This window comes from Paraliobacillus sediminis (genome assembly GCF_003426055.1).
The window spans coordinates 325,094-350,678 of the sequence record NZ_QJSI01000001.1; the positions used below are offsets into that span (position 1 = coordinate 325,094).

Annotated in this window: 24 protein-coding genes; 17 read left to right on the forward strand and 7 right to left on the reverse strand. The window is 37.8% G+C overall.

Annotation, left to right across the window (positions count from 1 at the left end):
- Positions 1-34 precede the first annotated feature (34 nt).
- Positions 35-448, forward strand: coding sequence for a NusG domain II-containing protein (locus tag D2K60_RS01435; RefSeq protein ID WP_117168216.1), 414 nt, complete (start codon positions 35-37; stop codon positions 446-448).
- Between the two features lie 645 nt (positions 449-1,093).
- Here D2K60_RS01435 and trhA read toward each other — a convergent pair.
- Positions 1,094-1,741, reverse strand: a complete 648-nt coding sequence (gene trhA / locus D2K60_RS01440) for a PAQR family membrane homeostasis protein TrhA (RefSeq protein ID WP_117168217.1) — start codon at positions 1,739-1,741, stop codon at positions 1,094-1,096.
- A gap of 142 nt (positions 1,742-1,883) precedes the next feature.
- Between trhA and D2K60_RS01445 the strand changes: the two genes are divergently transcribed.
- The 9 genes from D2K60_RS01445 (at position 1,884) to D2K60_RS01485 (ending at position 11,320) form a co-directional block, all read left to right on the forward strand.
- On the forward strand, positions 1,884-2,474 hold the full coding sequence (locus D2K60_RS01445; protein WP_117168218.1) for a DUF1836 domain-containing protein: 591 nt from the start codon (positions 1,884-1,886) through the stop codon (positions 2,472-2,474).
- A 166-nt stretch (positions 2,475-2,640) separates the two neighbouring features.
- A complete protein-coding gene (map, locus tag D2K60_RS01450; RefSeq protein ID WP_117168219.1) occupies positions 2,641-3,381 on the forward strand; it encodes a type I methionyl aminopeptidase in 741 nt (246 codons plus the stop codon).
- Between the two features lie 515 nt (positions 3,382-3,896).
- Positions 3,897-4,928, forward strand: coding sequence for an XdhC family protein (locus D2K60_RS01455; protein WP_117168220.1), 1,032 nt, complete (start codon positions 3,897-3,899; stop codon positions 4,926-4,928).
- Positions 4,925-5,545 carry a nucleotidyltransferase family protein gene (locus D2K60_RS01460; protein ID WP_117168221.1) on the forward strand — a complete coding sequence of 207 codons (621 nt, stop codon included), beginning with the start codon at positions 4,925-4,927 and terminating at the stop codon, positions 5,543-5,545. Before D2K60_RS01455 ends, D2K60_RS01460 begins: the two co-directional genes overlap by 4 nt.
- Positions 5,521-6,444, forward strand: coding sequence for an FAD binding domain-containing protein (locus tag D2K60_RS01465; protein WP_117168222.1), 924 nt, complete (start codon positions 5,521-5,523; stop codon positions 6,442-6,444). The genes D2K60_RS01460 and D2K60_RS01465 overlap by 25 nt, the downstream gene beginning before the upstream one ends.
- Positions 6,444-8,723: a xanthine dehydrogenase subunit D gene (gene pucD / locus D2K60_RS01470; protein ID WP_117168223.1), complete on the forward strand. Its 2,280-nt coding sequence runs from the start codon at positions 6,444-6,446 to the stop codon at positions 8,721-8,723. Before D2K60_RS01465 ends, pucD begins: the two co-directional genes overlap by 1 nt.
- Positions 8,702-9,202 (forward strand): (2Fe-2S)-binding protein, encoded by a 501-nt coding sequence (locus D2K60_RS01475; protein ID WP_117169068.1) that lies wholly within the window; start codon positions 8,702-8,704, stop codon positions 9,200-9,202. The genes pucD and D2K60_RS01475 overlap by 22 nt, the downstream gene beginning before the upstream one ends.
- Before the next feature lie 28 nt (positions 9,203-9,230).
- Entirely contained in the window at positions 9,231-10,433 is a 1,203-nt protein-coding gene (locus tag D2K60_RS01480; RefSeq protein ID WP_117168224.1) for an amidase, read from the forward strand.
- A gap of 2 nt (positions 10,434-10,435) precedes the next feature.
- Positions 10,436-11,320 (forward strand): fumarylacetoacetate hydrolase family protein, encoded by an 885-nt coding sequence (locus D2K60_RS01485; RefSeq protein WP_117168225.1) that lies wholly within the window; start codon positions 10,436-10,438, stop codon positions 11,318-11,320.
- A 593-nt stretch (positions 11,321-11,913) separates the two neighbouring features.
- On the opposite strand, the gene D2K60_RS01490 is transcribed toward D2K60_RS01485, so the two are convergent.
- The 3 genes from D2K60_RS01490 to allC are packed head-to-tail and all read right to left on the reverse strand — an operon-like array spanning position 11,914 to position 15,763.
- Positions 11,914-13,233: an allantoinase gene (locus tag D2K60_RS01490; RefSeq protein WP_117168226.1), complete on the reverse strand. Its 1,320-nt coding sequence runs from the start codon at positions 13,231-13,233 to the stop codon at positions 11,914-11,916.
- A gap of 19 nt (positions 13,234-13,252) precedes the next feature.
- Positions 13,253-14,503: a pyridoxal-phosphate-dependent aminotransferase family protein gene (locus D2K60_RS01495; RefSeq protein WP_117168227.1), complete on the reverse strand. Its 1,251-nt coding sequence runs from the start codon at positions 14,501-14,503 to the stop codon at positions 13,253-13,255.
- 15 nt (positions 14,504-14,518) lie between these two features.
- Positions 14,519-15,763 (reverse strand): allantoate deiminase, encoded by a 1,245-nt coding sequence (allC, locus tag D2K60_RS01500; RefSeq protein ID WP_338048325.1) that lies wholly within the window; start codon positions 15,761-15,763, stop codon positions 14,519-14,521.
- A 190-nt stretch (positions 15,764-15,953) separates the two neighbouring features.
- On the opposite strand from allC, the gene D2K60_RS01505 reads away from it, so the two are divergent.
- The 3 genes from D2K60_RS01505 to uraH all read left to right on the forward strand — a co-directional run bounded on the left by D2K60_RS01505 (position 15,954) and on the right by uraH (position 18,568).
- A complete protein-coding gene (locus D2K60_RS01505; protein ID WP_117168228.1) occupies positions 15,954-17,570 on the forward strand; it encodes a PucR family transcriptional regulator in 1,617 nt (538 codons plus the stop codon).
- Positions 17,571-17,695: 125 nt separating this feature from the next.
- Positions 17,696-18,199, forward strand: coding sequence for a 2-oxo-4-hydroxy-4-carboxy-5-ureidoimidazoline decarboxylase (uraD, locus tag D2K60_RS01510; RefSeq protein ID WP_117168229.1), 504 nt, complete (start codon positions 17,696-17,698; stop codon positions 18,197-18,199).
- Between the two features lie 12 nt (positions 18,200-18,211).
- Entirely contained in the window at positions 18,212-18,568 is a 357-nt protein-coding gene (gene uraH / locus D2K60_RS01515; protein WP_117168230.1) for a hydroxyisourate hydrolase, read from the forward strand.
- A gap of 57 nt (positions 18,569-18,625) precedes the next feature.
- Here the strand turns inward: uraH and D2K60_RS01520 are convergent, their stop codons facing one another.
- From D2K60_RS01520 to D2K60_RS01530, 3 genes are all read right to left on the reverse strand, one after another.
- Positions 18,626-18,874, reverse strand: a complete 249-nt coding sequence (locus D2K60_RS01520; RefSeq protein WP_420818800.1) for a hypothetical protein — start codon at positions 18,872-18,874, stop codon at positions 18,626-18,628.
- A gap of 77 nt (positions 18,875-18,951) precedes the next feature.
- A complete protein-coding gene (locus tag D2K60_RS01525) occupies positions 18,952-19,779 on the reverse strand; it encodes a DUF2268 domain-containing putative Zn-dependent protease (protein ID WP_117168232.1) in 828 nt (275 codons plus the stop codon).
- 35 nt (positions 19,780-19,814) lie between these two features.
- Positions 19,815-20,510 (reverse strand): methyltransferase domain-containing protein, encoded by a 696-nt coding sequence (locus tag D2K60_RS01530; RefSeq protein ID WP_117168233.1) that lies wholly within the window; start codon positions 20,508-20,510, stop codon positions 19,815-19,817.
- Between the two features lie 168 nt (positions 20,511-20,678).
- Between D2K60_RS01530 and D2K60_RS01535 the strand changes: the two genes are divergently transcribed.
- The 4 genes from D2K60_RS01535 (at position 20,679) to D2K60_RS01550 (ending at position 25,531) form a co-directional block, all read left to right on the forward strand.
- Positions 20,679-21,179, forward strand: a complete 501-nt coding sequence (locus D2K60_RS01535; RefSeq protein ID WP_117168234.1) for an Lrp/AsnC family transcriptional regulator — start codon at positions 20,679-20,681, stop codon at positions 21,177-21,179.
- Positions 21,176-22,354 (forward strand): aminotransferase, encoded by a 1,179-nt coding sequence (locus D2K60_RS01540; RefSeq protein WP_117168235.1) that lies wholly within the window; start codon positions 21,176-21,178, stop codon positions 22,352-22,354. The genes D2K60_RS01535 and D2K60_RS01540 overlap by 4 nt, the downstream gene beginning before the upstream one ends.
- Positions 22,355-22,504: 150 nt before the next feature.
- Positions 22,505-24,193, forward strand: coding sequence for a formate--tetrahydrofolate ligase (locus D2K60_RS01545; RefSeq protein ID WP_117168236.1), 1,689 nt, complete (start codon positions 22,505-22,507; stop codon positions 24,191-24,193).
- Positions 24,194-24,373: 180 nt separating this feature from the next.
- Positions 24,374-25,531, forward strand: coding sequence for a family 43 glycosylhydrolase (locus D2K60_RS01550; protein WP_117168237.1), 1,158 nt, complete (start codon positions 24,374-24,376; stop codon positions 25,529-25,531).
- Positions 25,532-25,585: the final 54 nt, after the last annotated feature.

The window sequence follows — 25,585 nt, forward strand, 5'->3', positions numbered from 1 at the left end:
AGTATAAGCTCTTATATTAGAAGGGGTTTTTAATATGCGCAATGTCTTGAAAATAATGAAGCCGTTCGATGTTGTAATCATCGTTGTATTAATAGCAATATCGTTTATACCGTTGACTGTTTTTTCAATGTCAAAAACAGTTAGTGAAGGAGATCAAGTGGTTGCTGCTATAATTCAAGATGGAGAGGTAATACAAGAAATAACATTAACTGGTCATGAAGGTAATGAACAATTTATTATAGAAGGTAAGGGAAATCAGTATAATTTAATGGAAGTAGATGGAGAACAGATTCGTATTAAAGAAGATAACAGTCCTGATCAAGTTGGTGTAAAGATGGGATGGAAAAGCGAACCTGGGGAAACGATTATTTGTCTTCCACACAAGTTGCTTGTAGAAATAAGGTCAGAAGGAACGGAAACAGAGAGTGAAGAAATTATTTCTTATTAACGCTTCTTTCATAAGCGTCATTGCGTTTCATCTTATGGACTAAAGAGAAACTGCGACGTAACATAAAACTCTTTATATAAAGTGCAGTACAATAGAGTTTATGCCCCGCTCCTCAAGCGAAATGGGCTCCCTTTCCGCAGGCACGGCTTCAGCTAACTCGGAAGCAAAGAACGCTTCCGAGTGGATCTTCAGCCCGTGCTGTTCCTGCAGGAGTCTCGCCCATTTCGCTTGATCCGCTGGTTTTAGTCTGTTAATTAAAATTGCGTAAAAGTTTCTATTTTTCGTAATTAATTGCTAACTAAAGCAAGAGTTAGAAACAATAGAAAGTGATTTTATTACCTGTATAAACAAAGATACGCTATCCAGCGAAGGTAGAAATCAGTAAATTATTTAGATAGCCAATAACAATGTTGTTTCGCAGTTGCTGGAAATTCCGACGCAAGGAACGTTACGTCAGAGTTTATGGACGTTTCGTACTAAACGACAGTCTTTTAGATAGTAGGCTTTTTAAAAAAACTGTCAAGCGATATAACAGCTGTACAAAAAAATTAGATAGTCAACGATTAGCTCTTATTTTTTGGTAAGAAAGTTTAGTTATTAAATAGTTGAATCTGTAAAAACCAAGAGAAATGATTCTCTTGGTTTTTATAATACATAGTAATATACGCTAAGAAAATGAGCTAATGTTCCAAGTAAAATAAAGATATGGAAAATCTCGTGAAAACCCATGTATTTTGACGCTAAAAACTTCGGTTCTGTCGCATAAATAACGCCGCCGATGGTGTAAATAATGCCACCCAAAATTAATAGAAACATGCCGATTGCTTCGATGTTAGACGATAGTGGTGCAGCAACAAAAATAATCATCCAACCCATCACAATATAAAGGCTGGTTGATAGCCATCTTGGACAATCAAACCAAACCATCTTAAAGATTACTCCACTCACTGCAATCGTTGCAACAACACCAAATAATAACCAACCTATTGTTCCGTTTAAAGCGATTAAGCAAAATGGTGTATATGTTCCAGCAATTAAAATAAATATCATCGCATGATCAAGTCTTCTTAACCAAGCTATCACACTCTCTTTCGCAATAACCATATGATAAGTTGCTGAAGTCGCATATAATAAGATCATACTAATGCCAAAAATTATTACTGCTGCAATAGCTATTGGGGATCCAGTTGTTGCGGTGGCTTTAATGATCATTGCGATTAAAGCTACAAAGGAAAGAACAGCACCTGCTAAATGGGTGAAGCCATTTATTGGTTCTCGAATATATTGATTCATAAGAAACACTCCTATTACGTTATATAGTTTTAAATACTACATACTATAATACTTATATATTTTAATCCCGTCAAGATTTACGTTTAAGGCATACTAAGCTATAATGGAACGAAATACCATTACTAAAAGTTGAGGTTTTGATGTGGAAAACATAAATAAAATTATCGAAGAACTTGAATTAAACAATAAAATAACGCGAGAAGATATCCCGTCGATTGATTTGTATATGGATCAAGTTACGCAGTTGTTTGATGATACCTTTTCTAAAAGTAAACGGAATGAAGAGGAAAAGGTATTAACTAAAACAATGATTAATAACTATGCAAAGGCCAAGTTACTATTCCCGATTAAAAATAAAAAATATAGTAAAGAACATATTATGTTGATTAATTTAATATACCAGTTAAAAGGAACACTCTCGATCAATGATATTAAAATCGTTTTATCAGATTTAAATGATAAAGTAGATCTAGATCAAACTGACTTGGAATTGATATATGATCACTATATTAATTTATATGATAAAAATGTTACCGACTTTAAACTAGATGCAGCAGCAATTACTGCTGATGTGGAGAAAGAAGCAGATGAATTTGATCAACAAGATCAAGCTTATATTGAACAAGTGCTGTTAATTGTGTCGCTTGTTAATAGAAGTAATATGTATCGGAAATTAGCCGAGAAACTGGTTGATCAAATATCGGATTCGTTCAATGAAGAGAAAAAAGAGTAATAATAGTGGTAGCAACAAAAGTGAATAAGGCAATATACTAACCGAACTATAATGGATGTCAATCCAATAATTCGGTTAGTATTTAGTAGAAAAAAGTCGTTCTTTTTATGATAAAATCTAAATGGAATGATAATTATAAAATATGTTTAAAAAGTGAGGATACACGATGATTGCAAAGACTGAAGAGGATTTTAATGGGTTAAAAGAAATTGGTAAAATTTGCGGAGCAATTCGAGATAAGTTAGTCGAATGTACTAAACCTGGAATTACTACAAAAGAACTCGATGAAATTGCGGGTGAGATGTTTGAAAAAGCAGGAGCACTGTCTGCTCCAAAAGGAGAATACGATTTTCCAGGGTATACGTGCATTAGTATAAATGAAGAAGTAGCGCACGGGATTCCAGGGCGACGAACGGTTCAAGAAGGAGACCTTATAAATATTGATGTTTCAGGTTCTAAAAACGGATATTTTGCTGATACTGGAATTTCCTTTGTTATTGGAAAGGGAGAGGTGATTTCACAGAAAATATGTGACGTAGTTAAAGAAGCGTTCGAGGTTGGACTTAAGAAGGCAAAACCCGGTTCGAAAAAAAGTGCACTCGGAAAAGCTGTCCACAATGTGGCGAAACAGCATGGCTTAACGGTGATAAAAAACCTTACTGGACACGGTGTTGGGCGCTCGATTCATGAGGCACCAGATCATATTTTCAATTACTTCTCTCGTTGGGATGATGAAATTTTAAGAGAGGGCATGGTAATTGCCTTTGAACCCTTTATTTCTACATATGAAGAGGAAGTTTACCAATCCGATGATGGTTGGACCTTCTTAACTGATGAAAGCCAAGTGGCGCAATACGAACATACGATTATTCTTACAAAGGAAGGACCGGTTATCACTACATTATAAGAGTATTAATACCACACAATAAGGCGCGTTTGTGATGATCAAAAGCCTAATTCCCTCATTAAAACATGAAGGAATTAGGCTTTTTTATCTTATGATTAGCTAGCTCGATCTATCATGGATCTTCGGGCTCATCTTTCTTCTTTCATTTAAACACATTAAAGATATGTCACATCTATATGTAAAAGGAATAATTGAAGAACTCTCCATTTTAATTAAAACAAATATGACAATGCCTCATGCTACAAAACAATTAAACTAGCATCTTACCAAAGTTAGTTAAATAAGCTAAAACGCTTTTTCTATATTAGATAAAATAGCTAGTGACAAAAGAATGGAAAAGTATTAGTATAACGTTAAGTTAAAAAACATAACAATTAATGTTAGATAATATAACGCAAAGGAAAAGTTAGCTGTAAAAAAAGAACGCCAACATATAAATGGCGTTTTTTCGTAGCCTTTATCATCTTTAATTTTCTGAATAATATAATAACGAGTACAGAAAGGAGATTGAAACGATGCGTGATATACATGAGGTATTAGACGTGATCACTTTAAAGCGAGAGCAATCGTCAGTTTTAGCAACAATTATTGACGTAAAAGGCTCAGCATATAAAAAAGAAGGCGCAATGATGTTGTTTACTGAAGATGGAAGGCAGGCAGGCATGCTTAGCGCTGGGTGTTTGGAAGAGGACTTAGCGGCTAGAATAGCGTTGCAACATTATCAAGTCAAAACTGAAGTTATCACGTATGATATGCGCAATGCCGATGAATGGAGTTGGGGTGAGGGGTCTGGTTGTAATGGCGTGATTACCATTCTAATAGAACCCGTAACTGCTAATATGAGGCATTACTTTATGGAATTAAACAGGGTAATGCAAGAAGGTTTCGCTGTCACTATGATTAAAACCATTCCTAGTAACGTGGCATGTGAGGAAACAGTATTTTTTCAAGTGGAAAATGGTCATGTGTTTGGAGATGATTCTAAAGAGAAACCAAATGAATTTGCTCGTTATATAAAGCAGTCTGATCGTAAAGGAAACGGTATAAAAGAGTCAGGTTGCTATGTGCAATATTTTCAAGCCAAACCACGCCTGATTATTTATGGTGCTGGGAGAGACGCTGAACCACTAGTTGAATTTGCGAGTAAAACTGGTTTTGCGGTAACAATTGCTGATTGGCGTCAGGCTCGTTGTCAACAAGAGGTCTTTCCGACAGCGGAACGGATAGTGCTGGGGTTTCCAGAAGAGGTTATCAAGGAAATAGAAGTTAATGAAAAGGACTATGTCGTTTTGATGTCACATAGTTTTAGAAAAGATAAAGAAATCATTCAACAACTTTCCGGTAAAAAAATGCGTTATTTTGGGATATTAGGGTCGCTCAAAAGGACGAAAAGATTATTTGCAGGAAAAGATATCCCTTCAACGATTACAAGTCCAATTGGATTATCAATTGATGCGGAAGGTCCAGAGGAAATCGCAATTAGTGTGGTCGCTGAATTAGTAAAGTTGTCAGAGAGGTCAAGGGATAGGAAGGTGAGAGCTTCATGACAGATGATATTTTCGGTGTTTTATTAGCTGCTGGAAAAAGCAGTCGAATGGGGAAGAACAAATTAAATCTGCCGTTTCGTGAAGATACGGTTGGAAGTCACGCATTAGATGCAGCAATTCATTCAGATTTAGATCACGTGTTAGTTATGACAAAGCCCGATGATTCATTGGAATGGATCGATGATCGTTTCTTCAGCGGTCGAGAGCAAATAAGATGGTCGCGCATTACGACGGATCAAGCTGAAAAGGGGCAAGCATTCACGATCCGAGCTGGAATCCAAGCGTGTCGGAAGTATGGTGCTCGTGCTGCAATGATTTTATTAGGTGATCAACCACTCGTATCAGTTGATATACTCAATCGATTAATTCGTAGTTATCGAGAAAAAAACATGCCGATCGTTGCTGCTTGTTATCAAGATCGACCGCAACCGCCGATTCTATTTGACGCTTCACAATATCAGGTATTAACGGATTTACAGGGTGACCAAGGCGCTAGGGCGATTCTTCGTGGTAAGGATAATTCACAAATGAAAATGATTGCGTGTCAAGAGAGAGCTTGGTTTCATGATATAGATACAGAAGGTGATTATGCATGGTTAATGCGAACGCAAATATAATTGGAGAACAATCAGATGAACTTGGCCCAACTAGTCGTATCTGGCAACCGGAAACGATAGAAGAGGCATGGAGAATCAAAAAAACGTATCAAGAAAAAGCGCAATATATCGCTGCAGGTACGTTAATTCAACTACAGCGAGAGCAAGGAACGCCATTAAAGTCTAATCTCATTCGTTTGGATCACTTTGGAAGTTTACAAGGATGTAAGTGGATTACGGAGAATAATATAGTGAAATTAGAAATCGGTGCGCTTACAACTCTAAAACACTTACAAATGAATAAGGATACGCTAGACTATTTTGGTATTTTGGTAGAGTCTGCAGGTGAAGTGGCATCACCTGCATTAAGAAATAGAGCAACGATTGGAGGCAATGTCTCTTATCGAGTTGGTGACACGATACCAGCCCTCTTAGTTTTAGGTGCACAAGTGCGCTGGTTTGATGATGGAGAGGTTTATGTAGATGATCTTGCTGTCTATTTAGATTCACAAACAGCACAAGATACTGCTTTGCTTATGGCGATTTTATTACCGCAACCGCAAGAGTCTACACATACGCACACATTTTATCAAAAAGTAGGAAGAAGGGAATCGTTTATTCCGTCGCTTGTAACAGCTGCCTTATCTGTTGGATTAAATTTAGAAGGTAGAGTGGAATACCTGTATATAGCAGTTGGTGGTGGTGCGACAACACCAATAAGATTACCTGCTGTCGAAGAAATAGTAACGCTTAATACGCTAGCTATCGAGTTGCTTGGTCCTGTTCATCAAAAAATACAAGACGTATTTCAGCCTGTCTCAGATCCATTTGTTTCACCGGAATATCGAAAAATTGTTGCGGCAAACTTGATTGTTTCGGAGCTGGAGAAGCTAATCGATCTGCAAAGGGAGGGGAAATAATGATTGAGGAAGAATCTTATAAAAGTAAAAAAAGAATTAGACCAGATGGTAAAGGAAAAGTCACTGGAAAATTACGATACTTAACGGATTTATCTTTTCCAGATATGTTATACGGAAAAATATTGCGCAGTAAGTATCCACATGCAAGAATACATGCTATTGACACAGAACGCGCAGAACAACTTCCTGGTGTGAAAGCGGTCGTAACATATAAAGATATTCAAGGATTAAATGGATATGGTATTGTAACCCCTGATCAGCCAGTATTATGCTCAGATGTTGTCCGTTATGTTGGGGATGCGGTAGCAACTGTAGCTGCTACATCTCTTGAAATTGCAGAACATGCGTTGACATTGATTGACGTAACCTATGAAGAGCTTGCTGTACTTGATGATCCAGAAAAGGCATTGTCTAAAGAAGCACCAACACTTCATCCTGATGGTAACGTCCTGCATCGTGCAGGTTATAAAAAAGGAGATGTAACAGCAAGATTCGAGAAGTGTGCCTTTATTGTTGAAGAGACTTATAACGTACCACGTCAAATGCATGCCTATATGGAAACAGAGGGTGGAGTTGTTGTTCCAGAAGAAGATGGTAAACTCAGTATTTATATGGGAACACAACATGGGTATAAAGACCGTTTTCAATTAGCACGTATTTTAGCGATGAAAGAAGAAGATATACGAGTTGTATCCAGTCCGATGGGTGGTTCCTTTGGTGGAAAAGATGAGTTGAATGTACAACCATACGGTGCGTTGTTAGCAATCGCAACAGGTTGCCCAGTAAAGATACATCAATCAAGAAAAGAATCGGTTATTTCTGGAATAAAAAGACACCCAATGCGAATTAAGATGAAAACGGGTGTCGATAAAGATGGAAAACTAATCGCTCATCAAGTCGATATTTTAGCTGATACAGGTGCCTATTCAACATTAGGACCCGCTATTTTGGATTTTGCAGTGGAACACGCAGCAGGACCGTATATGATAGATCACGTAGAAACAAGCGGATTATCTGTTTTCACAAATAACGGAGTAGCTGGTGAATTTAGAGGATTTGGTGGAAACCAGATTACCTTTGCGTTGGAAGGTCAACTTGATCGATTAGCAGACAAAATCGGCGTTGATCCACTAGAGATTCGACAACGTAATATTAGACAAAAAGCAGACCTCGGGCCAATGGGACATCGCATTGTGGAAAATAACGGTATGGATGATACCTTGCAATTGATAAAAAAACATATCGAGAATAAAAAAGCAGTTGAGTATTTGTCAACGGATAAGTGGAAAGTAAGAGGTATGGGAACAGCATTAGCAATGCATGGCGGCGGTCTGGGTTATGGGCGTTTGGATCCGGCTGGTGGGAGAATGCGATTAAATAAGGAAGGTAAAATTGAAATAGCATTTGGTTTTGAAGAAGCAGGGCAAGGGATCTTAAGTGTTATTGAAACAATCGTAACGGAAGAATTAGGCTGCAATGTTGCTGATTTAAAAATCGTAATTGGAGATACAAACTTAGTGCCATCTTCAGGATCGACTACAGCGTCACGAGGAACGAGTATGGTATGGACGGCAATACGTAAAATGAAGCCGGCATTCCAAGAAAAGATCTTGCGTTTAGCAAGTGAAATAAAAGGTGTAGACGGTGAGAATCTACGCTTAGGTCCTGGAGGTGTTTTTGATACGAGCGAAAATTGTATCCTAACGTATCAAGAAGCTGTTTTACAGGCACGAACAGAAGACTTTGTTGTTACGACTAATTTTGATTTTCCGACAACTCCTGATCCAGTAGATGGTGGACATTATCTATATACGTTTGGTGCAACTTTTGCTCAAGTTGAGATTGATCTTTTGACTGGAAAGGTTAAAATGATTGATTTAGACCAAGCAATTGCGGCGGGTCCAGTTGTTAGTCAAATGGGCTATGTCGGACAAATTGAGGGTGGAGGTGTAATGGCGTTAGGTTATGCATTAATGGAAGATGCGATTATTGATAAAGGATATTATGTCACGAAAAACCTTGATAGCTATTTAATTCCGAGTATTGAAGATGTTCCTTTTTCGATGCAAACAATAGCTATAGAAAACTTGGAAAAAGGTGATGTTTACGGTCCTCGAGGTGTTGGTGAAATAGGTACTGTTGCGGTTGCGCCAGCCATTGCACAGGCAATTTATAATGCAATCGGCTACTGGGTTAATCGGTTGCCAATATCTTCTGAAGAAATATTATTTGCAGCAAATAAAAGGAGTGAAGCCGAATGGGAACAAGTGAAGGTATAAGAACAAAGGAGAATAGCGCTATTTCTATTTCCGTGACAATAAACGGTGAATATAAACAGTTAGTTGTTGATCCAACCATTCGGTTAGTTGATATACTGCGTGATGAATGGAACTTAACTGGAACAAAAATTTCTTGTGGGATCGGACGTTGTGGTGCTTGTTCGGTCATGATAAATGGTGCATTAGTCAATTCGTGTTTAGTGATGGCTTATCAAGTCGACGAAGCAATCATTACGACAATTGAGGGTTTAAGTACGGAGGAAGATATTGATCCGATTCAACAAGCATTTCTGGAAGAAGGTGGCTACCAATGTGGCTATTGTACGCCAGGTATGGTAATGGCTGTTAAAGCACTATTACAGGAGACGTCTAATCCAACGGAAACGCAAATCAAAACAGCACTTTCTGGTAATTTATGTCGTTGTACAGGTTATGGCGGGATTATTCGTGCAGTACAAAGGGTGGTTGCTCAAACGTAACAATACCTTGGGAGGTGAGTTGATACTGATGAATGATATATATCAAGCATATGTAAAAAAGAATCTTGAATTAGTACCTAGCGGTAATGGTAATTTAGATAATTTAACTTTTTCTGTTAAAGATGTTTTTGCTGTTAAGAAATATTTAAATACAGCTGGAAATCCTGATTGGTATCGAACGCACAAGCCTGCTGAAGAACATGCCGCTGTCATTGAAAAGCTACTGTTTGAAGGTGCGGCATTAAAAGGTACAACACATACAGATGAATTGATGTACAGCCTAAATGGTGAAAATCATCATTATGGTACACCTGTTAATCCTAAAGCACCTAAGCGCATACCTGGCGGATCGTCTAGTGGGTCAGCGGTTACAGTGGCTGCTAATCTAGTTGATTTTGCTTTAGGAACAGATACTGGTGGTTCTGTTCGAATACCGTCATCCTATTGCGGGATATTCGGATTTCGGCCGACACATGGATCAGTTTCATTAAAGGGTGTCATCCCATTGGCAAAAAGCTTTGATACCATTGGTTGGATGGCTCGGGATCCTCTTCTGTTGCAGAAGGTAGGCGACGCGATCTTGCCTGCTGATAATGAGAAAGATTACACTACACCATTTAAAAAAGTGATTCTTGGTGTCGAACCTTGGAGTCTAGTAGATTCAACCATTGCGGCGTCATTTTCAAAAGGCTTAGACGTTTTGCATCAGGCTGTATCGAATATAGTGGAAGAAGAAATGCCTGTTGATGGCTTGGAAGTATGGGCGGATATCTTTAAAACGCTCCAAGGGAAAGAGATTTGGTGGGAACACGGTCCTTGGATAGAAAAAGAAAAACCGCATTTTGGCCCGGGGATTAAAGAACGCTTTGCTATGGCTAGTGAGATTACGCAGAATGCCTTCGATAAAGCGTTAGAAAGTCAATTGCAAATTCAAAAACAAATGAATGTCTTGTTAGGGAAAGATGGAATACTCGTTATCCCGACTGCACCAGGTCCAGCGCCGTTGAAAAACGAATTAAGTGAAGATGCAAATGATTATCGTGCAAAAGCGATGCAATTGACTTGTATTGCTGGATTATCGGGATTACCTCAAATAACAATTCCGATTGCCCAAGTAAAAGGGAATCCAGTGGGGTTATCATTAATTGCTAATCGTGGACAAGATCGACGATTATTACAGTTTGTTGCAAGCTATTTTCACATATCTGAAGCAGAAAATTTGGAGGTATAACTATGAAACTAGTTACAGTGGAGTATGACGGGATTGAACAAGCGGCAATTGCCGAAGATGAACAGTATTATTTAATTAAAACAATTGGTGAAGCTATTGATAAGAATTGGGAATATACAGTGGAAGCTATTTTAAAAGCTGATCAGTTGAAAGATATAAGTGAATGGTATCAATTTAATGGTAAAGAACAGCTTAATACGTTTGTATATAAAAGTGCAAGTGGAGCTAAACCAACAGCGTTATATCGTGCGCCAGGTAAAATTCTTGGTATTGGTATGAATTACGTTGCAAAAGCGATGGAGTTGTCTGGTGGTGCGCCTAAATTAAATCCGGTATTTTTCATGAAACCTACAAGCAGTCTCATTGGTCCAAATGAAGGGATTGAATTACCGTCTATATCAAACCATGTTACTGCAGAAGCTGAACTAGCAATTGTTATCGGCGAAACATGTAAGAATGTGAGTTATATAGATGCTTCCTCTTATGTAGCTGGTTTCACTACTACAATAGACATGACGGCGCAGGATATTCGTGCTGAAGATCCACTTTATTTGCAACGAGCCAAAAGTTTCGATACCTTTTTCAGTTTGGGAAGTGAATTGATCACTGGAGATGAATTCTCTGATATTAGTGAGATTGAAGTACAAACTTTATTGAATGAACATGTTGTTCATAAAAATACAATTTCAAATATGTTGTATTCCCCATGGTTTATCGTTTCTTTCTTCTCTAAAATAATGACACTTCACCCAGGAGACGTAATCATGACTGGGACTCCAGGATCAGTAACCATTCGTAAAGGAGATGTCCCTGGCTGTAAAGTAACAGGTTTTGATTTACTAGAAAACGCTGTATGTAATGTAGATAAAAAAGCAGCTTTAGTATAGTGGCTAGCTATATTGCTAAAAGGCTGCTCTTTCAAAAAAACTATTTATTGCGATGTAACAACATACCCGCTACGTCAGCAAATGGTCTCGCTTTCCGTGGGCACAACCTAAAGCTTATATAGAAGCAAAGAACGCTTCTATAGATGATCTTCGGTTTGTACTGTTCCCATTGGAGTCTCAACCATTTGCTTCCTTCGCTGGTTTGAGGATCAAATTGTTTAGATATAAACAATAGATAAACTTTTCTGTTGCAAAAAATATAATTAATTTCCACTCATAATTATTATCAAGTGTATTTGATTCAAATTAGCATATCAAATGAAATTGGCGACATCCTCGAAAATATAAAGCCATTTTCTCGTGCGAAGCGACGCTTTCGAAGCATTCCTTGTCCTGCAGGAACAGCACGGGCTGAAGATCCACTCGGAAGCGTTCTTTGCTTCCGAGTTAGCTGAAGCCGTGCCTGCGGAAAGGGAGTCAATTTCATTTGAGGAGCGGGTCAGAAATTTCTGTACGTAACAATTTCTATCATATGGGATGTTTTCAAGGCGACAAAGTTCACACAAAAGGTCAGCCCGTTTATAAAATCAAGCTTATTCTATTAAATCAGCTGAATAAACAGAATTTCCGTGGCTAAATGTCTCGATAACTTTACATGGAAAAACACGATCCATGTAAAGTGTTTCTTTATGTTTGGCCAAGAAATTATCGCGCTTTACAGTTGTCTCTTTGTTCATATCAATGATAGTTATATCTGCATCAAATCCTACTTCAATTGACCCTTTGTGTTGTTGCTTAAAACGTCTTGCAGGATTAAGGGCACACCATTTACCTACTTCTTCAAAAGGTATGTTATACAATTGAGCAAGTTCTATCATTGCTATTAGTGAAAACTGCCCACCGCTAATGCCACCCCATGCATGTAATAAATCATACTGAGAAGGATCTTTTAAATGAAAAGGCGCTGGAGAATGATCGGAACTAATCATATCAATTTTCCCTTTACGTAGTTTGTCTATTAAACGTAATCGCTCTGCTTCTTCTCGAAGTGGTGGAGCACATTTTGCAACTGCACCTTTTGTAGCTAAATCATCTTGGTTATATAACAAATAATGTGGACATGTCTCAACCGTGACGTCTAATCCATTGCGTTGTGCTTGCTCGATTTTATCGATTGCTGCAGCACTACTTATATGGACGAAATGGAGAGCGCAACCTGTCACCTTTGCGTATGAAAGTGCGCGCTCTACTGCTTCGACTTCAGCAATTATCGGTCTTGACGCAGCATAGTCGGCAGCAGTTGTGGCGTTTTTTTGTTTCATTTCCTTTGTTAAAAAATCAGTAATTGTTCTACTTTCCGCATGAAGTGCCAATACTTTATTTTGAGCAGCGATCTCCCACATGCCTTCTAATAATGTCCGATCGTCAGCTGCTTCAAATTCATCATTTCCAGATGCGGATAAAAAGGCTTTGAAACCAACTACACCCGCTTCACAGAGGGGTGCTATTTGATCTATATTACCTGGTACAAGTCCACCCCATAGTTCAAAGTCAATATGTGCTTTCTCATTTGCAATCGCAGCTTTTTCTTTAAAAGCTTTTAAAGTAACTGTTGAAGGTATACCGTTTAGAGGCATATCAAAAAAAGTCGTAATCCCACCAGCAGCAAGCATTTGTGAGCCAGTCTCAAAGCCTTCCCAATCTGTTCGACCAGGTTCGTTAAAGTGAACATGTACATCAATCATTCCGGGAAACACATATAAACCAGTAGCATCAATTGTTTTCATTGCTTCTTGATCAATTTTTTTTGCGATTTGAACAATCGTGCCATCTTTTACACCGATTGAAAGATTTTCAACGCGATCAGATAAAACAATCGTGCCATTTTTAATTAATAAGTCGAGTTTATCCATATTTATTATTCCCCCATGGTTAAGAAGTTACAATGCTTTCTGCTTGATAGATATCAAGTGCGGCTTGTAAACTTTTGCCGACTTGTATAGGTGCGCCATGACGAATTAAAACGGCTTCTAATGCGCTAAGTACAGCTAATATATTTTCTTTTCGACAGCTATAACCCATTGAACCGATGCGCCAAATCTTTCCTTCTAGTGGTCCGAATGATTTAGCGATTTCAATACCGAAGTGGTAAAGTAACATTTCTCGTACGGATTCAGGATCAATACCATTCGGTACATTAATACAAGTGACTGTTGGCAACTTACAAGTAGGATCCCCGTACAACTCTAATCCCATTGCTTTAATCCCTGTAATGAGCGCTTTTTCGTGTTCTTTGTGACGTGCAAATCGTGCCTCTAATCCTTCTTCTAGTACAATTCTTAGTCCTTCGTGAAGTGCGTAGACCATCGAGGTCGCTTCTGTGTGGTGATTTAACCGACGCGGTCCCCAGTAATCTTGTAACATGCTTACATCTAAGTAATTACTTTTAATAAAGCTGTTTGTGTTGCTAGCTTCTTGAAGTCGGTCTTCTTCTGTTGCTATGCCACTTTCTACTTTCTTTCGTTTGTTAAGAATAGCTTCAATTCGACTGTTATACGTTATCGGGGCCATACCTGAGGGGATGGATAGACACTTTTGTGTGCCACCTATTAATCCATCAATATACCATTCATCTACTTTAACCTCGGCACCACCAATTGTTGCGACGGCATCAACAACTAATAAAGCATCTAATTCTCGGCAAGCCTTTCCGATTTTATCAAGGGGTTGCATGCATCCGGTTGATGTTTCGCCATGCACAATCGCGACAATTTTTGGGTTGATATTTTTGATAGAATCGATGACATCAGCTTGACTGAAAACTTCTCCCCATGGACAGGTTATCGTATGGACTTGGGCGCCGTAGCGTTCACAAATCTCAGTAAGTAAGTGTCCGAATCTACCAAAAATCGGGACTAGTACTTTATCCCCTGGTTCGATAATGCTACATAGAAGCGCTTCGATACCGCTTCTAGATGTGCCGTCAACAGGAAAAGCCCATTGGTTTTCGGTCTGGAACACTTTGCGTAACATACCCATTACATCATTCATAGCAGATGTAAAGGAAGGATCAAACTGACCTACAATAGGTGTTGCCATTGCGCGAAGTACACGCGGATCAACTTCAACAGGTCCAGGGGTCATAATTGTGCGTAGTGGCATATTTAATTCGTGATAGGTCATTTACTTTTCCTCCTATTAATAGGCTAGCCGATACAAAAGTTCAGTTAGTATATCAACACCATTTTCTAAATCTTTTTTACTTGTAAACTCCTTTGGTGAATGACTAATTCCACCTTCACTCGGAACGAAAATTAAAGCGGTAGGATACTTTTCGCCGAATATTTGTGCATCGTGTCCAGCGCCACTAATCATGGGTTTATACGAAATAGACTGCTCTGTTGCAATTTCCTCCACCAATTTTGTCATTTTTTTGTCCATTGCAACAGGTTTTGCGTTTAACCACTGGGTACAGTTTATTTCCATGTCATGAAGCGTTGTTAACTCTCCCATAAACAAGGTTAACTTTTGATAAAATTGATCTAAAATTGCTTCATCAAAGTGCCTGACATCAAGACTGAAATCTACCTTTCCAGCAATTACGTTTGACGTGTTCGGTTTTACATTCACTTGTCCTACTGTAGCAACAAGATCAGGATCGAGTGCTTTTGCTTCGACTGTAATAAAATGAATGAGTTCAGCAGATAGAGCCATTGCATCTTTTCTAAGTGGCATTGGTGTTGTACCTGCATGATTACTTTCACCGATAACTTGAATAGCAAAACGATGTTGGCCGACGATATGACTTACCGCACCAATTGATTTATTCATACTTTCTAAAACCATTCCTTGTTCAATGTGTAATTCGATAAAACAAGCGATATCGTTACGATAAGCTGATTTTTGGTTTTTATGTTGCACACCTGCTTTGTTCATTGCGTCTAATAGAAAGGTATCTTCGTTATCCTTAATGCTCTCGCCATCTTCTATTTGATATTTTCCGGTGATATTACCGGATCCCCAAAATGTAATAGGAAAACGACTTCCTTCTTCTTCACATAAGGAAAGGACCTCAATGGTTTTCTTTGGTGATCCGTAGCGTTGGTATAAACGTTGCGTTGCTAGTAGACTGGCGATAATGCCGTAAACACCATCGTAAACACCGCCGTTTGAAACTGTATCAATATGTGAACCTGTTATAATTGCCTTTTCATCTTTATTAGTCCCAGTTAATTTTCCATATAAATTACCGACCGCATCAACGTTTGTTTCTAATCCAAAATCTTGCATTTTTTGTTCCAATTCTTGTTGTGCCTCGGTCCATGCTGCATCATATAATAAACGATTCGTACCACCTTCAGCTGATTGTCCAAAAGAAGCTAGCCATTTAACCATTTGTTCCACATCTATACTTTTTATTGCGGGACTTGATTTGATAACCACTTATATGGCCTCCTATCTATTCATCTAACGATTAAAGTCTTACGTATATAGTTTACCAATAGGTAACGTTATGTTCATTAGCAATAACGTGCTAATAAGACTGTTTTATTATGCAAAATAAACAAAAATTCAAATTATTATGATAGAATAGATAATTATACCTATAAGTCCTATACGAGGAGATGTTGATATGAACGTAGCTGAAGCTTTAAATATTCCGGCCTTAGCTGGTTGTGGTATCATTGCAGGAATAGATGGGAAAGAAAATGAAATTCTGCATGTTAATATGATGGATGCTCCAGATATAAGTAATTATTTGAAACCGAATGAGTTATTGGTTACGACAGCTTATCATGTCAAAGATGATCCACAGCTTTTGTTAGATTTAATTGTAGCAATGGATGAAAAAGGTTGTGCTGCTTTAGGGATTAAAACGCAGCGGTTTTTAATGGAAGTCCCAAAAGAAGTGAAAGCGCTTGCTGATAAATTGAAGTTTCCGGTTATAGAATTGCCAATAGAGACTTCGCTTGGAGATATTGTTAATCAAACATTGAGTAGTATTTTAGACAAACGAACAGATGAGTTACGGTTTGCGTTAGATACACATAAGCAATTTTCTGATCATATTATGAGTGGAAAAGGTATTCAAAAGTTATTGTTGCATTTGACAGAATTAATTCGATATCCAGTTGTTCTCGTCGATCCTTATGGAAAAGCAATTGCTAGTTCAGAAAAAAGTGATGCAATAAGTGAAGTGATCAACAACTTTTACTCTAATAGTCTAAGTGCATACTTTCCAAAAACATCTTTCTTTACCTTCTCAACAATAGTAGCAAGACAAACATATACGGTCTCTTCCGTCTATACCTATGAAAAAATAGCTGGTTATTTAATTATATTTGGACATGTTCGTCCAGATTACCATGCAGAAATGTTGACTTTAGAACAAGCTGCTAATGTTATTTCTTTTGAGTTAATGAAGGAAAATGCGTTAAAACAGTATGAGCGTAGAATTCGCAATGAATTTTTCTTTCATTTTACAGAAGATCGTTTTTCTTCAGATCAAGAAGCATTAAATCGTGCAAAGGAATTTGCGTTACCAAGTGATAGTTACTATCTATGTGCGATAGGGAAAGTTGATAAATTAGGTTCTACAAAGAGTTTTACAAGTAATCAACGTAAAATGGATACAATTTATGAGTTCATGGAAGAAGAATTAGACAGTTCATCGTTATCGACACACTTGTTTACAAGGGGAGATTTGGTAGTCCTGTTATTTGAAGCTGATTCTGTGAATATCGAAATGAATACGGTAAGTACAGAAGCATTAGCAATACTTCAAACGAAGATATCAGATCGATTTGATCATTTACTTTCCTTTGGTATTAGTAACTTAGCGCGAGGGTTTATTCAAGTGAAAGCAAGTGTCACGGAGGCACAAGACGCATTAAAGGCTGGTCAATTAGCTGGTAAAAAAGGATTTATGCAATATTATCAAACGAAGGATGTACTTGAGCTTTTGCGTATGTTGCCTAAAAATGATCTAAAAGACTTTTATCATCATACGTTAAAAGATTTGGCTAAACCAACACAACATGATCGCCAAACATTATTACAAACATTATTTGTTTATTTAGAATCGCATTGCCAAATTTCTGAGACGGCTAAACAATTATATGTACATCGTAATACGGTTGTTTACCGTTTAGAAAAATGCGAAGAAATTATAGGTCATCCTCTAACGGACCCGGATTTTTCTTTACGTGTTCGATTGGCGTTGCGCATGCAAACAATATTAGAGTTATGATAAAATGCTTAATCTCATTGTATGATACGATCAATAAAAAATATTATATTGTATGCAATAGACAATGACTATTTTTAGAATTCTCTATAAGCTAGTAGTAATAGAACTGGTAGGGAGATGAGCGAATGCTGCGAATAGAGGAAGTTAATCAATTATCAAAAGAAGATTTTATTAAAATGTTAGGTGGTATCTTTGAAAATTCACCATGGGTTGCAAAAAAAGTGGAAGTGTTTCGTCCGTTTGCATCGCTTGATCAATTATATGAAAGCATGACGGAAGTAGTAGGAAATGTCCCAAAACAAGAAAAACTTGAATTAATGCGCGCACATCCGAATCTAGGAAATAGAATAAAAATGAGTGATGCATCAACAAAAGAACAGCAAGGGGCTGGTCTGCAGGATTTGTCGGAGCCTGAATTAGCGACATTTTTAAAATTAAACAACGACTATATGGATAAATTCGGATTTCCATTTATTATTGCTGTTAAGGGTATGGACAAGTCGCTTATTTATCAAACGATGGAAAAACGTTTTTTGCAATCAGAAGAGGAAGAATTTGAAGTTGCATTAACAGAAATAAATAAGATTGCCTACTTACGGTTACAAGATAAAATAACGCAACCACAGTAAAGGAGATTACCAATGGCAGGATTAACGACACATATATTAGATTTAACGCTTGGAAAACCCGCTAATAATGTAAAAATTGAATTATATCAGATCCTAACTAATAATAAGAAAGAGCTATGCAAAAGTGTTGTTACAAATACTGATGGTCGTTTAGATAGTCCGTTGTTAACTAAAGAAGAACTCCAGCAAGCGCAGTATGAATTGGTCTATTATATTGGTTCCTATTTTAGAAAGAATGGAATGGATATAGAAGAACCACATTTTCTTGAACAAATTCCAGTTCGATTTGTAGTTAATAATAAGCGAGAAGATTATCATGTACCGTTATTGTTATCCCCATGGGGTTATCAAATTTACCGCGGTAGTTAAAACGCAACAAAAAACGAGGCGGGACAAATAGTCCTGCCTCGTTATATGAAAAGGGTGTTACCAGAAGAATAATGGTAGTACTGCTAACGTTGCAATTGTTCCAAGGGCAACGCCCCATCCGAATCCAGCACCTGGTCCCCAAAATCCATAACCATATCCACCGAGATTCTTAGAAGGTAGAGGTTGTAAATAAACGTGAGTAGCATTAACACGATGGATAACACCGCGGTGTTCTCTTCCATCTCTCGTCCGAATACAAACTGGGCGACCAATATTTTTATTACAAAGACTGTGATAATGAGACATAAGCAAACTCCTTTCCTGCCGAGTTAGTATACTATATGACAGGAGTATAGTATTTGTGGAGGATAGATGACGGGTGGCTAGCGCACATTTTGGGGGAATCCTGATTTCTCGATGATCGTATCTGTGGGAGTCTGCAATAGTTCTAACAAAGATATTTTATTTATTTCCATATAATTTTCAACAAGATGAAATCCTACGTTATAACCAGCCCATTTAGGTATCTCTTCTCCACCGTACATTAATCGGTCATGTTGCGCATTAGTTTTAACGAGATGCTGATTTGGTTTTATCCATTCGTTCCAATAGAATTGCGCTTCTTCTTTCGTATGAAGACTGCCAGCTTTTGATAAATAGGTATTGCCAACTATTTTCTTAACTGCTATTTCTGCAATACCCTCTAGCACGATGGCATCAGATAAGGTAAGGGTTTTATCTTTTGAGTGATTATATTGCAAACGATAAACATGGCTATATTCATGTGTCAGTAAAGCTTCTAACTTTTTTAAAGGAGTATCGTCTGTAATAAATAAAAACACTTTATCTGGATAACTTAATCCCGAAAGGCCACTAAATTCTTCTTGTAATCGATTGTTGGTAAAGTCGGACGGAAAAAGGAGAACCGGAACCTCAGGGCCTTTCCATTTCAGTTTTAGTGAAGCAAATTGCTCTTCAACTTTTCTCCAATAATTACGTTTTATCATGGTAAGGATAATCTGCTTATCGTGGGGATCAGGAAAAAATAGGCCATGTTGCAGCAGGTGCCATTGAATGGTTTGTGCATCTGTATCTGTAAAATAAGAAACTAACGGTTCACATAATGTGTCCATATGAACAACGACGTTTTCGTGTATTTTGTCTGTTTTATTTGCTACATAATTTTGTAACCAATTATCAGTTTGGATCACGCCAATGGTATGCTACCTCCTTTTTAATTAATTTGTTATTTTCGACAATAATATAACCGTGCACTTAAATCATCTTTATACTTTTCAGTTAAGTTGTAATGATTAGCCATTAAATCAAAGTATGCTGGATCAATGGATTGATTTAGATCAAAATCAATCACGGCTTCTAAGGAATCAGGGATTTGCTCCACTTCAATTGAGTGAAAACCTGTTTCTTTTAACATATCAATCCAACCTTCTTTGGTTAGCAATGCGGTAACGCCATAAAATTGTTTGATTTCATCTTGAACAGCAGGAGTTAATTGGCGATTAGACGTCATTTCGAGTAACGTTAGCATGCCATTATCTTTCAAAACACGGTGGTATTCTTTTAATGCAAGCTTGATTTTGGTGAAAGCTGTAACAGATTCAGAAATGATGCAATCAATAGATAGAGAAGAAAAGGGTAATTCCTCGGCGTCTGCTTGTATGATGTCTACACGTGGATGGTTTTTTAATCGTTGGGAAGCTTTTTCTAGCATCACTACATTTTGGTCAATTCCAATAATCTGGCTTGATGTATTCTCGGCGAGGTAAAGTAGACTTTGTCCAGTACCACATCCAATATCTAATATTTTTTGGTGAGGCTTTGGGTTTACCTTTTTGATCCATTGTTTTGTAATCCCTAGACCACCGGGGTGGGCACCGCCAATGCCAAACATTGCAACCATATCAGTATAGGAAAGTTTCATTTAATTTGCTCCTCCTGAGTAATTATTCTCTGTTAGAATATGCAGAAGCATAGTAAAATGGAATCGTAGCTAATTGGTTATTTACCTCTTTGAACTTTTGTAGTACGATTAGCTATAATTATCAAAATAATCTTAATATTGAAAAGCATAGAAAAGTAGGTGGATAGTATGGAAGAGAAGGAAATAGAATTATTGAAACTCTTAGAAAAAAACGGCCGTTTAGAAGTGGAAACGATTGCGAGCATGATTGATTTGGATGCGGATAAAACGAAAGAAATGATGGAGAAACTTGAAAAAGAAAGTGCGATTTTAGGCTATTCAACCTTAGTTAATTGGGCGAAAGTACTGAAGTATGATGGTGTGACAGCGATGATAGATGTCAAAGTGACACCAACACGTGGAACCGGATTTGATAAAGTGGCTGCGCGTATTTACCGATTTCCTGAAGTGAAAGCACTCTATTTAATGTCTGGTTCATACGACTTGTCAATTTCAGTCGAAGGAAAAACAATGTTGGAAATTAGTCGCTTTGTATCGGATAAGTTATCAACATTAGATAGCGTTATTTCAACAACTACGCATTTTGTATTGAAAAAGTATAAGCATGATGGCATTATTTTTAAAGAAGAAGATGATGATCAAGATAAAAGGATGATGGTGTCGCCATGAAAACACAAGAAAAGTCATATATTGCGCACCATGTAGATCAACTAAAACCTTCTGGAATCCGTCGCTTTTTTGATTTAGCTTCGAAAATGGAGAATGTTATTTCGTTAGGTGTTGGAGAACCTGATTTTGTGACACCTTGGAATGTAATTGAAGCTAGTTACCACTCACTTGAACGCGGATTTACGTCCTATACAGCAAATGCGGGTCTCTTTGAGTTAAGACAGGAGATTAGCAAATTTTTAAAAACAGAATATGAATTGGAATACAACCCAGAAAATCAAGTCCTTGTTACGGTTGGTGCTAGTCAAGCAATTGATGTAGCACTGCGAACGATATTAAATCCTGGTGATGAAGTTATTGTTGTCGAACCTAGTTTTGTTTCTTATGTACCTGCTGTTCGTTTAGCTGGTGGCGTTCCAATAACAGTAAGTGCGACAGAGGAACATGCATTCAAAATCCAAGCGAACCAAATGGAAGCTGCAATTACGCCACGTACAAAGGCTTTAATGATTTGTAGCCCGAATAACCCAACTGGCGCTGTTTTAAGTAAACAAGAGATGGAAGAAATAGCAAAGCTTGCAAAGAAGCATGATTTTCTTGTTATTTCGGATGAAATTTATGCAGATTTAACATATGATGAAACATTTACAAGTTTTGCTTCAATATCGGAAATGGCAGAGCGAACAATTTTGATATCTGGCTTTTCAAAAGCATTTGCAATGACTGGTTGGCGTTTAGGTTATGCAACAGGACCAAAACAAATTATAGAAGCAATGACAAAGATTCACCAATATACGATTATGTGTGCACCTACTATGGCACAGCACGGTGCATTAGAAGCCTTACGAAATGGTAGAAGTAGTGTATTAGAAATGAAAACAAGTTACAGGCAACGTCGGAATTTCGTGGTAAAAGCTTTAAAAGACATGGGACTATCTTGTCATTTACCTGGTGGAGCTTTTTATGTATTTCCATCTGTGACGTCAACAGGGATGAGTTCAGAGGATTTTGCAGAAGAACTTTTGCAGGAACAACAAGTGGCCGTTGTTCCGGGTGGAGTCTTTGGCGAAAGCGGTGAAGGATATGTGCGCTGTTCATACGCAACATCGATGAAGCAGTTGGATACAGCAATGAAGCGGATGCGTAAATTTGTAGAAGAGAAGCAAATACAATAAAAGCATAGTAAGTCCTCTAATTTACTTTTCAAAGTAGTTAGAGGCTATTTTTTGTTAAAGTATATGCACCTATACTGTCAGATTTGGTATAATTAAAATTACTCGTTCAGCATTTCACATAATAACCACGAAACAATGGGGGTTGAGTTGATGAAGAAGAATGTAGACGTGCCAACAGATATTGAGATAGCTAGCCAAGCAAAAATTAAATCAATTACAGAGATTGCAACAAATCTTGGTTTACAGAGTGAGGAGTGGGAGCCTTATGGTAAATATAAAGCAAAACTTTCGCTGTCCGTCTTGGATCGACTAAAGGATACAAAAGACGGTAAATTGATTTTAGTAACTTCTATTAATCCAACACCGGCTGGTGAAGGGAAGTCAACTGTTACCGTTGGGTTAGGTCAAGCGCTTAACCGGGCAGGACATAAAACTGTAGTTGCTTTACGTGAACCGTCATTAGGGCCGACAATGGGTCTTAAAGGTGGTGCAAGTGGTGGTGGATATTCTCAAGTGATTCCGATGGAGGATATTAACTTGCACTTTACAGGAGATATTCATGCTATTACTGCAACCAATAATGCTTTATCTGCTTTCATTGATAATCATATTTTTCAAGGAAATACATGTGAAATAGACGCACGTCGAATTGTCTGGAAGCGTGTTGTAGATTTAAATGATCGCGCATTACGTAATGTTATCGTTGGTTTAGGTGGACCGAAACAAGGTATACCAAGGGAAGATGGATTTAATATTACAGTAGCATCAGAGATAATGGCGATTTTTTGTCTAGCAAAAGATAGAGCAGATATGCGACGCCGATTAGCTAGAATTGTTGTAGGTTACCGCTCAGATAACACGCCTGTAACCGTTGAGGACTTAGGAATGGAAGGTGCCTTAACGCTGTTATTAAAAGAGGCTATTATGCCGAATCTCGTACAAACACTTGAGAATACGCCTGCGATTATTCATGGTGGTCCTTTTGCTAATATTGCACATGGTTGTAATAGTTTGCTTGCAACAAAGATGGCGAGTAAATTAGGTGACTTTGTTGTAACAGAGGCTGGTTTCGGTGCGGACCTTGGCGCGGAGAAGTTTTTAAATATTAAAACACGGATTGGGGAGCTTAATCCTAATGCTGTGGTAATTGTTGCGACTATTCGGGCACTAAAAATGCATGGTGGCGTTAATAAAGAGGAGTTAAAGAAAGAAAATCTAGCAGGATTACGGGATGGGATGAAGAATCTAAAAAAACATATGGAAACGATCGAAGCGTTTGGTCTACCGTTTGTCGTGGCAATTAATCGTTTTGTTACGGATACAGTGGCGGAAGTTGCCTATGTAAAGGAATGGTGTGAGGAGCAAGGTGTTGCTGTTGCGTTAACCGAGGTTTGGGAACATGGCGGAGCAGGTGGTATAGAACTTGCTGAAAAGGTAGTTGAAATTATTGAACAAAAACAGAGCAACTTTCGTTATCTTTATAAATTAGAAGATTCAATTGAGAGTAAAGTTGAGAAGGTAGCAAAAACAGTTTACGGTGCTGCTGGTGTGCAATTTACTGGACAAGCAAAGCAACAAATTTCAGAAATGATTGCTAATAAATGGGATAATCTACCGATTTGTATGGCGAAAACACAGTATTCTTTATCAGATGATCCAAGCTTACTTGGTCGACCAGAGGGTTTTATGATAACAGTAAGAGAAGTTCGTCCTTCTATCGGAGCGGGTTTTCTTGTTGCGCTAACTGGCGATGTTCTAACAATGCCTGGCTTGCCTAAGGAACCAGCGGCATTAAAAATGGATGTAGATGAAAACGGAAATGCGGTCGGTTTATTCTAAGTCTAAGGTCTCAAAAAGAGGCCTTTTTCAATTTCACGCTACGAAAGTCATTTTAGCATAAGGTTTATAACGCATTTCAATATACATACGTACATGTAAAAAATATTTAGATGATTTTAGTTACTTATAAGTACGTTTTTTGTTATAATAGAATTAGATTATGTGAGAGGATGATAATAAATGCAAATAAAAAAAATACCTACTAGTAAAGAAACGATTGCATTAGGGCAATCACCGACATTACCTGAGCTTGTTGAAGTGGAATTAGAAAATGGAATTAAGGCGGATTTTCCGGTTGAGTGGGAAAATGTAAACGCTGTCGATTTAAAAAGTCCCGGTGTATTTACTGTTGAGGGAAGTCTTAAAGTAAAAACATTTCCTAAACCACTGATTGAAAAACGTGCTGATCCATATTTATATAAACATACGGATGGATATTATTATTTTACAGGATCTTATCCATTATATGATCGAATTGTCTTACGCCGGGCTAAAACAATTGAGGAGTTGCCAGAAGCAGAAGAGGTAACTGTATGGGAACGACATGAAAGTGGAATAATGTCGGAACATATCTGGGCACCAGAGTTACATTTTATTAATGAAAAATGGTATCTTCATTTCGCGGCTGGCGAAAAAGATGACGTTTGGGAAATTCGACCTTATGTCTTAGAAGCAGATGGTGCTAATCCACTAGAGGCTAATTGGGTAGAGAAAGGGCAAGTAAATACAGAATTTCAAAGTTTTTCATTAGATGCAACTACTTTTGAACACAATAATAAACGGTACTTAGTTTGGGCACAAAAAGTTGATAAGGACACAATCTCTAATTTGTACATTGCAGAAATGGAAAACCCTTGGACAATTAAAGAACAAGTATTGTTATCCACTCCAGAATATGACTGGGAACAAGCAGGCTTTTATGTGAATGAGGGACCAGCAATGATTCATCGGAATGGAAGAGTCTTTATTGCGTATTCTGGTGCTGCGACGGATGACCGCTATTCAATGGGGTTATTAACAGCAGATGAGAATAGTAATCTATTAGATCCTGCATCGTGGACGAAAACACCAGAGCCTGTTTTTGTATCAAGTGATAACACAAGTGAGTATGGACCTGGTCATAACAGTTTTAGTGTGGATGAAGATGGATTTGATCTATTAGTTTACCACGCTCGTCCATATAAAGAAGTAGAAGGGAATCCATTGTATGACCATAATCGTCATGGCAGAATTCAACGTCTGTTCTGGAATCAAGACGGCACACCATACTTTGGCATACCAGGCGATACAGTTGAACCGACTGATCAAAAAGCAAAAGCGAAGATAACAGTAAAATGATGAAATGAATCTTTAAAAAAGTACATGTCCCTTCATAAGAGGCATGTGCTTTTT